The organism is Mycobacterium sp. VKM Ac-1816D, assembly GCF_000416385.1.
Classification (GTDB): domain Bacteria; phylum Actinomycetota; class Actinomycetes; order Mycobacteriales; family Mycobacteriaceae; genus Mycobacterium; species Mycobacterium neoaurum_A.
The window spans coordinates 42,454-50,459 of sequence record NZ_AOHQ01000108.1 but is presented as its reverse complement, the minus strand read 5'-3'; the positions used below and the strand labels follow the sequence as shown (position 1 = coordinate 50,459).

9 protein-coding genes are annotated in these 8,006 nt (G+C 68.0%); 5 read left to right on the top strand and 4 right to left on the bottom strand.

From position 1 onward, the window contains the following. The first annotated feature begins 64 nt into the window (after positions 1-64). A complete protein-coding gene (locus G154_RS02725) occupies positions 65-1,666 on the top strand; it encodes an HNH endonuclease signature motif containing protein (RefSeq protein ID WP_019513520.1) in 1,602 nt (533 codons plus the stop codon). Here the strand turns inward: G154_RS02725 and G154_RS02720 are convergent. Continuing rightward, complete coding sequence (locus G154_RS02720) at positions 1,663-2,406, bottom strand: phytanoyl-CoA dioxygenase family protein (protein ID WP_019513519.1); 744 nt, start codon at positions 2,404-2,406, stop codon at positions 1,663-1,665. The two genes, G154_RS02725 and G154_RS02720, sit on opposite strands and share 4 nt — an antisense overlap. A 76-nt stretch (positions 2,407-2,482) precedes the next feature. Here G154_RS02720 and G154_RS02715 point away from each other — a divergent pair, with 76 nt between their 5' ends. The 3 genes from G154_RS02715 to G154_RS02705 are packed head-to-tail and all read left to right on the top strand — an operon-like array spanning position 2,483 to position 4,449. After that, positions 2,483-3,115, top strand: coding sequence for a TetR/AcrR family transcriptional regulator (locus G154_RS02715; RefSeq protein ID WP_019513518.1), 633 nt, complete (start codon positions 2,483-2,485; stop codon positions 3,113-3,115). Positions 3,116-3,157: 42 nt separating this feature from the next. After that, the gene (locus tag G154_RS02710) at positions 3,158-4,078 is read left to right on the top strand and encodes a carbon-nitrogen hydrolase family protein (protein WP_019513517.1); all 921 of its coding nucleotides are present in this window, start codon (positions 3,158-3,160) and stop codon (positions 4,076-4,078) included. Next, the gene (locus G154_RS02705; RefSeq protein ID WP_023985685.1) at positions 4,075-4,449 is read left to right on the top strand and encodes a hypothetical protein; all 375 of its coding nucleotides are present in this window, start codon (positions 4,075-4,077) and stop codon (positions 4,447-4,449) included. The genes G154_RS02710 and G154_RS02705 overlap by 4 nt, the downstream gene beginning before the upstream one ends. Positions 4,450-4,472: 23 nt before the next feature. Here the strand turns inward: G154_RS02705 and G154_RS02700 are convergent, their stop codons facing one another. Both G154_RS02700 and G154_RS02695 read right to left on the bottom strand, forming a co-directional pair. Then, positions 4,473-5,015, bottom strand: a complete 543-nt coding sequence (locus G154_RS02700; RefSeq protein WP_019513515.1) for a DinB family protein — start codon at positions 5,013-5,015, stop codon at positions 4,473-4,475. Next, a complete protein-coding gene (locus tag G154_RS02695; protein ID WP_019513514.1) occupies positions 5,012-5,902 on the bottom strand; it encodes a neutral zinc metallopeptidase in 891 nt (296 codons plus the stop codon). Before G154_RS02695 ends, G154_RS02700 begins: the two co-directional genes overlap by 4 nt. Positions 5,903-5,977: 75 nt before the next feature. Here G154_RS02695 and G154_RS02690 point away from each other — a divergent pair, with 75 nt between their 5' ends. After that, the gene (locus G154_RS02690) at positions 5,978-7,453 is read left to right on the top strand and encodes a carboxylesterase/lipase family protein (RefSeq protein ID WP_019513513.1); all 1,476 of its coding nucleotides are present in this window, start codon (positions 5,978-5,980) and stop codon (positions 7,451-7,453) included. On the opposite strand, the gene G154_RS02685 is transcribed toward G154_RS02690, so the two are convergent. Beyond that, complete coding sequence (locus G154_RS02685) at positions 7,450-7,944, bottom strand: SRPBCC family protein (RefSeq protein ID WP_023985687.1); 495 nt, start codon at positions 7,942-7,944, stop codon at positions 7,450-7,452. The genes G154_RS02690 and G154_RS02685 overlap by 4 nt on opposite strands. Positions 7,945-8,006: the final 62 nt, after the last annotated feature.

Sequence of the window (8,006 nt, the reverse complement as noted above, 5' to 3'; positions counted from 1 at the left end):
ATCTACCTGTGCCTCGGCGGGCTCCACATCAAGCTCCCCACGAAAACCTGAGGAGTAGCACACAATGTTCGAGCTGTCGGAACTGTGCAAGATGAGCGATGAGGCGCTCATCGACGCAGTCGCGGCCGCCACCCGCGAGGAGGCCGCCGCCGCAGCTCGTCGGCTGGCCTTCATCGCCGAGGTCACATCGCGCTGGTGCGATGACGAGGACGAGTTCTCTGCTTTGGCGTTGATCGACGGCTGGGCGCAGGCCAAGGCCCAGATCAGCGCGGCCTGCAACCTCGGGCCGCACGCCGCCAACACCCAGATGCGTATCGGTGTGGCGCTGCGTGAACGGCTCCCGCAAACCGCGGCCGTCTTCGGCGCCGGGGCGGTCTCGGCGAAAGTGATCGCCGCGATCACCTGGCGCACCCACCTGGTGACCGACCCCGAGGCGCTGGCCTCGATCGATGCCAAGATCGCGGAGAACGCCCACGGCTACGGAGTGCTCTCGGAGGCAGCGCTGATCCACGCCGTCGACCACTGGGTGCATGAGTCCGATCCGCTGGCGGTGATCCGGTCCAATGCCGCGGCAAGGGATCGTTATCTCGAGTTCGGTGGCAAGGATGATCCAGACGGTGTGGTGTCGTTCTGGGGGCGCATGCGCGCCACCGACGCCAAGATCACCGATGCCCGCGCCGACGAGTTCGCAGACGGTGTCTGCGACAACGATCCCCGCACCAAACGGGAGCGCCGCGCCGATGCCGTCGCCGCCGCCATGGCCGGCGCCTCCCGGCTGACGTGCATGTGCGGGGACCCTGCGTGCGCCGGGTCGGGGAAAGATCCGCGGTCGGGTGCAGTCACCATCTACGTGCTCACCGGCCAGAACCCCGACGCGGGAGAGGGTGCCGAGCCCGCGACGGTGCCCGGGCCGGATGGCGGGCCTGAGCCGGGATCGGTCGGACCCGATCGCGGACCGGGCGACGGATCCGATGAGGACTGGTCAGCTGAGAAGCCGGCCGCGGCTGCGCAACGCTCGCCCACTGACGCACCTGCCGCGCAGTACACCCCGCCCGGCGCCGGGGCCGGCATCACCATCGACGGCGATGTCATCCCGGCGCACCTGCTCACCGACCTTATCAACACGGGCGCCACCGTCCGAACCATCAGCAGTCCAGCAGATCTCGGTGCCGAAAACCGATACCGGCCCTCGGACCAACTCGGCGCCTTCGTCCGGATGACTTCGATGACGTGCGCCTTTCCCGGCTGTGGGCGCCCCGCCCACAAGGCCGACCTCGACCACGTCACCCCCTGGCCCGCCGGTGCCACCCATCCGGGCAACCTGCGGCCCTACTGTCGCGAACATCACCTCATCAAGACGCTGAAAATCGGCTGGATCCCCACCGCCCATACTGACGGCTCGACAACCTGGACGGCGCCCACCGGCCATGCCTACACCACCCGACCACTGGGTCCAGTTCTGTTCCCGCACAACGCGTGTGATACCGATATCCCGAGGCCCAGGCGCATCAACCTCATCGGCCACGCGGGCCGCCAGCCCACCCTGCCCACCCGGCGACGGACCCGAAAGAAGGACCGCGAACACCGGATCAACGCCGAGCGCGTCCGCAACGCACTCGGCATCGCCCTCGACATCGCCCTCGACGGCGACCCGCCGCCCTTTTAACGCAGTCCCTGCAGCACAGCGCGAGCGACCGGGCTCGGCTCGTCGGCTTCCAGGTCGAGCTCGCCGGTGGGCTCCAGCGGCGGTTGAGCCATGAACCGCGGCACGCTGCCGCGGTGGGCGGTGCCGGTATGTACGAGGAACGGATGGCACAGGTACACATCGCCGATGCGACCGGTGGCCTTTACGACGGAACAGTCCGCGGTCGCCGGGACGACGTGCTCGCAGACGGACATCCAGGGAGCACCGTCAGCGCCATGGCGGGCCAGCACCGGCGGCACCGCGAGGTGGGAGCCGACCCGGATCTTCGTCGGTGCGTCATCTGGGCCGACATCGGAGAACAGGAACAGCATCAACAAGGCGCGACCGCGGGAGCGCAGGCTCAGCCGCATGCCGTCCTCGGCGTAGAAGGATGCTTCGACATGCCAGCCCGCGTCGCGGGCCGGTTCGGTGCTGGGAAAGCGCAGCGGGAAGGTGCCCAGGCCCAGTCGGGGCCGCCATCGTCCGGGCCCGACCAAGGCGTTGTAGGCGGCGTGTAAGGCGTCGGTGTTGGCGGCGGCGGTGAACTCCGGCGTGGCCATGCCGGCCACCCGCACCAGTGATTCGGTCCAGGTGCTCGGGTCCGCTGGGTTCAATCCGATGGTCTGCCACAGCTGCTGCTGGCAGCGCACGCCGAGATCGCGATCGAAAGCCGACTCGATCTTGACGAAACCGTCGGCGATGAACCGGTCGACATCAAGCATGAGGCCATCGTGACCGGACCGGCGCAGGAGGTACAAATTGTTTTTGGCGATCGGGTGGTCGCCGTAGCCTTGAGCCGTGACCCGACCCGCCCGGCGGCCCGACCGACGTACCCTCGCGACCACGGCGACGATCCTGGAGGCCGCCCAACGGCTGTTCGCCGAGCGCGGTTTCCATGCGGTCACCATGGATGCCATCGCCGAGGAAGCCGCGGTGGCGGTCGGTTCGATCTATCACCACTTCGGCAATAAGGACAGCCTGTATCTGGCGTTGGTGGAGCGCGCCCTGGAGATCAACGAACAGGTGATGGCGCAGGCGTACACCGACGATCGCACGCCGGTGGAACAGTTGATCGCCGCGAGCGACGCCTACTGCCGGTTCAATCTGGAGAACCCCGGCCACTTCCGCATGGTCGCCCTGCGGACGGTCGACATGCCGCCGGGGGAGCTGGCCGGCGAAGTCGAACAGCGCATCGCCGACAAGGTGGAAGCGCTCGTCGGCGATGTCGCCGATGCCCTGCGTCGTGCCGATGCCGCCGGTCAGCTCAGCTGTCCCGATCCCGCGCGGACCTCGGTGTTCCTCTGGTCGGCGTGGAATGGGGTGCTGGGCTCGCGCTGGCGACCGGACCGGCTCGCCCTCGACGATGCCGAACTGGAGCGTGTGCTCGCGGTTGGCAGGGACATCGTGATCCGCGGTCTTCGTACCGAATAGTTTTCTTGTAGTAGCGTTCAATTTTGTAGTACCGTTCAAAACATGGTGCTGGCAGCGGCGGTGCAATTGGACGCGAAGCTCGGTGATGTGGCGGCCAATCTCGTTGCCTGCCAACGGCTTGCCGATGAAGCGGGTGACGCCGGGGCGAAGATCATCGCGCTGCCCGAGTTCTTCACCACCGGAATCGGCTTCCTTCGTGAACTGGTCGACGCGGCGCTGCCGGTGGACGGCCTCGCGACTCAACTGCTCTGCGACGTGGCGCGCAGGCATGGCGCGATGGTCGGTGGTTCGTTCCTGTGTCGGGACACCGACGGTCATATCCGCAATGCGTATCTGCTCGCCGACCTCACCGGCATCGTCGGGCGACATGACAAGGACCTGCCCACCATGTGGGAGAACGCCATCTACACCGGCGGTGACGACGATGGCGTGCTCACCTGCGGCAAGCTTTCCGTCGGTGCCGCCGTCTGCTGGGAGCTGATGCGCACCCGGACGGTCCGACGGATGCGCGGCAGGGTGGATCTCGCCATGACGGGTTCGGGATGGTGGTCGATCCCGCCCTGGCCGCCGCAGCACCTGTTCGACCGCCTCGAGAAGGCCAATGCCGCGACCGCGCGGCGGGCGGCAACCGATTTCGCGCGCTATATCGGCGCCCCCGTGGTGCATGCCGCACACGTCGGCGAACTCGAGTGCCCGATGCCGTGGCTGCCGGTACGGTACCGCGGGCACTTCGAGGGCAATGCGTTGATCACCGACGCCACCGGAACCGTGGTCGCTCAGCGGTCCCGCGCCGACGGCGAAGGTGTTGTGCTGGCCGATATCACGCTCGGTCGGGTCGATCCGGTCGACGTTGCGCCGCAACGGTTCTGGCTGCACCGGCGGGGTGTCCTGCCGGCTGCGGTGTGGCACTACCAGCGTCTGCACGGGCGCCGTTGGTATGAGAGGAATGCGGTGAATCGATGAGCGTACTTGTGCAGATCGGACTGTTCGAGCTGGCCTTCGGGGCGCTGCTCGGCTGGGCCGTCGCGGGTAACCTGCTGGCGCCCGAGATGATGAAGAGGGTGGGTATCGTCAGCCCGCGGCGCATCATGCAAGCGCATCTGGACTACATCATGATGGGTGTCATCCTGATCGCGGTCGGGCTGGCAGTGCCGCAGTTGGCGGCATGGATCGCCACCCTCGTGGTGCTGGGGACCCTACTGAACCCGACGCTGTTCCTGCCGATGGCTTTCAACGAGAAGGTCACGAGCACAACGGTGTTCAAGGCCGTCAGCCTGGTGTCCTTCGTGGCGACGAGCGTCGGTCTCGTCGGCGCCGCGGTCAGTGCGCTCTGAGGTGGCTGCTCAGACGGGCCTGCTCACGCGCCCGGCTCGTGGGCTCCGGTCGAGACGTCCCACGCGTGATGGACGATATCGTGCAGGTGGTACACGGCAATGGTGGCGACAGTGAATTCGCTTCCGTTGCTTCGTAACCCGCGCCGATCCCAGCCCTCCTCGGGCACCGAGTCATACCGCTGGGCCACGGCGTCGGCCGCTGCACGCAGCTCGCCGGCGACCGTCGTCGGATCCTGGCCGCCGTAGTCGTCGGCGATCGCCGTGGCGTCCTGGTCCCAGTTCGGGAACTGCGGATCGGTCTGGCCCAGCATCAACTGCACGCGGTGATCGAAGATGCGGTGCACATCGCGGATATGGCAACCGTATTCGAGATTCGACCAGACACCCGGCGCTGGGCGGCTCCGCACCCCGGGCCGGGCGAGCCGGAGCTCCCAATCCGCCGCATCGCGGCGGATGTGTCCGGCGACGGCGGTCGGATGCACCGTCACCGGATCGAATCCGCAGTCCGGACAGGGCCGTTGCAGCACCCAGGTCCAGTCCTTGGTGTCGGGTTGGATATCGCTCAACGCAGGGCGCCCGGGGCGAAGGTGTCGCACTTGTCGGGCGCACCGGTCTGGTAACCGGTGGTGAACCATTTCTGACGCTGTTCGGAGGAGCCGTGCGTCCAGGACTCCGGGCTCACCCTGCCGGTGGCCGCCTCCTGGATCCGGTCATCGCCGACGGCCGAAGCCGCCGACAACGCGTCGGCAATATCCTTGTCGCTCAACGGTTGTAGGAAGGTCACATCGGTGCCCTCCTGTTTGGTCGTCGCCGCGTAGTGCGCCCACACCCCGGCGTAGCAGTCGGCCTGCAGTTCGGTGCGCACCCCGCCGCCGGTCGGGCCGGTCGGATCCTGCTGGGCGCGCCCCAACACCCCCAGCAGGTTCTGCACGTGGTGGCCGAACTCGTGGGCCACCACGTACTCCTGCGCGAACGGCCCACCGCTGGAACCGAACTGGTCGCGCAGTACATCGAAGAAATCGGTGTCGAAATACGCGGTCTCGTCGGCGGGGCAGTAGAACGGACCGACCTCGCTGGTCGCGCCACCGCAGCCGGTGTTCACCGACCCGGTGAACAACCGAACCTGCGGGCGGCGGTACTCGGGAAGCAACTGGGTCCAGACCGCATCCACGGAGTTGCCGGTCGCCACCACCCGACACTGCACCTTCTCGTTGGCATCGGCGCCGGTCCGGCACTGGGTGAGATCGAAGCCGGGGGCGGAGACCCCCTGGGTGTCCATCCCGGCCCCCTGGTCCTGGGGCAGCACACTGCTGGGATCCACGCCCAGGAACAGCGCCACCACCACGAGCAACAGCCCACCCACGCCGCCACCGACGGCGATCCGTCGGCCACCTCCGCCGCCGCTGCTGGAGGAGGTGCTCGTGTCGATCTGCATGCCCTCGTTGAAGGTCATCGTCCCCACCCATCTGACGTGTCGGCGCCGTCTCCTGTTCAGATCGGGCTCAGCTTTGCACACTACGATTCACCCGTGCCCTCTGTCGCCGAACTGTCGACGATCGTGCCGACCGTCCAAGGCCTGCTGCGCGGTACCACCGAGGGTGGTGTCGGAGTGTGGCGCGGAGTCGCCTACGCCGAGCAACCGGTGGGCGACCGGCGGTTCCTCGGTCCCCAGCCGCTGCGCCCCTGGGACGGTGTGCGTGACGCCATCAACCACGGTCCGTTGCCGCCGCAGGGCCGTTCCTTCGTCGGTGGCGGCCGCGACGACCCGAAGATCCGCGACGAGGCCTGCCTGACGGTCACCGTCTGGTCACCCGACGTGTCGGCGTCGCTACCGGTCATGGTGTGGATCCCGGGCGGCGCGTTCGTCTACGGCGCGGGCCAATTGCAGCTGTACAACGGCTCGAGGCTGGCCGCCAACGGCAACGTGGTCGTCGTCAACGTCACCTATCGGCTGGGCGTCTTCGGCGGTTTCGAACTCGGTGACCTCGGACCGGGATTCGACGACAACCTGTGTCTGCGTGACCAGATCGCCGCGCTGCAGTGGATCCGGGAGAACATCGGGTCCTTCGGTGGGGACCCGACCCAGGTGACGGTGTTCGGTGAATCGGCCGGTGCCACCTCGGTGCTGGCGCTGCTGGCCAGCCCGGCCGCCGCGGGATTGTTCGACAGGGCCATCGCGCAGAGCCCGGCGTTGCCGCTGATCGCCGACCGCGAGGCGCGGGCCCGGCAATCGCACGCCTTCCTCGCCGAACTCGGCGTCGAGGCAGACGAGGTCAAGGCGTTGCCGCAGCGCCGGCTGCGCCGCGCCGCGGGCACACTGCAGCTGGCCAGCGTCGCGCACACCCCGACGCTGGCCTATGGGCTGACCCACGGGGTCGACCTGTTACCGCACCACCCGATCGAGGCGGCCCGCCGCGGCGCGGTCGCCCCCGTCCCGCTGATCATCGGCACCAACAGCCACGAGGCCTCGATGTTCGCCTGGGGTAAGCCGCCGATGCTGCCCACGACGGCGGCCGGGGTCGACGGGTTCTTCGCCCGCTGGGCGCCGGACGCCCGCGATCGGGTGCTGGCCGCCTATCCGGACTTCCCGCGTCGCCGGGCGCTGGTCGATTTCGGTTCCGATGCGATGTTCGGCGCGCCCACCTGGGCCTTCGTCGACGCCTACAGCGCCGATGCGCCGACGCATATGTACCGGTTCGACCACACCACCTGGACGCTCAAGGCGTTGGGGCTCGGCGCCACCCACGGCAGTGAGATCGTGCACATCCAGCACAGCTACAGCTCGTATCTGGGCCGCAAGTTGCATCCGTTGGGGCGGCGGGTGCAGCCCTCGGTGGGCAGGCGCATGCAGCGCACGTGGCTCGATTTCGCCACCGACGGGCTCAGCGAGTGGCCACGCTTCGACACCCGGACGCGGCAGACCCGGGTGATCCGATCCACCCGCGATGTCACCGTCAGCGATCCCGACGCGCTGCGCCGGGAGGCCTGGGAGGGCGTCTTCTAGTACCGGGCGTCGGTGTAGCGCCGCAGGTTGTGCAGGAAGCGCTGGAACATCCTTGCCATCACCGGCCGGCCGGCGGCCATCCCGAGCCGAGCGGCGGTTCCGTTGGGCTTCATCGCCATCACCCAGGTCAGATGGCAACCCTGGTCGGTCGGCACGATCCAATAGTCCTCGGCGAACGCGGCGATGCTTCTGGTCGAGGCCTGGTTGAAGCGAAACGCCATGTGGCTGTGCGGCTCCCAGGCCAGGAACTCCTCGTCGCCGACGATTCCGCCGCGCATGGTGACGGTGCGGGTGGTGCCGATGGCATAGGGCTGGGGGCTGGTCCATTCGACCTTGGTGATGACCGAGGCCCACTGCGGCCAGGATCCGGCGTCGGAGAGCACCTCGAACAACTGCTCCGGGGAGATGGCCAGATCCACGGTACTGACGAACCGGAACGGCGCATCGGAGATGAAGTCCAGGTCGACACGCTCGCACGGATACATCGCCACCAGCCGACCTTAACCGGGACGGCGTCGACCCGGTGCGGGAGGCGTCTCTAGACTGAGCAGTC

What these genes read in the sequence shown, in the direction of transcription:
- G154_RS02725 (WP_019513520.1), top strand. Translation starts at nt 65, where the DNA reads ATGTTCGAGCTGTCGGAACTGTGCAAGATGAGCGATGAGGCGCTCATC.
- G154_RS02720 (WP_019513519.1), bottom strand. Translation starts at nt 2,406, where the DNA reads ATGCTTGATGTCGACCGGTTCATCGCCGACGGTTTCGTCAAGATCGAG.
- G154_RS02710 (WP_019513517.1), top strand. Translation starts at nt 3,158, where the DNA reads ATGGTGCTGGCAGCGGCGGTGCAATTGGACGCGAAGCTCGGTGATGTG.
- G154_RS02705 (WP_023985685.1), top strand. Translation starts at nt 4,075, where the DNA reads ATGAGCGTACTTGTGCAGATCGGACTGTTCGAGCTGGCCTTCGGGGCG.
- G154_RS02695 (WP_019513514.1), bottom strand. Translation starts at nt 5,902, where the DNA reads ATGACCTTCAACGAGGGCATGCAGATCGACACGAGCACCTCCTCCAGC.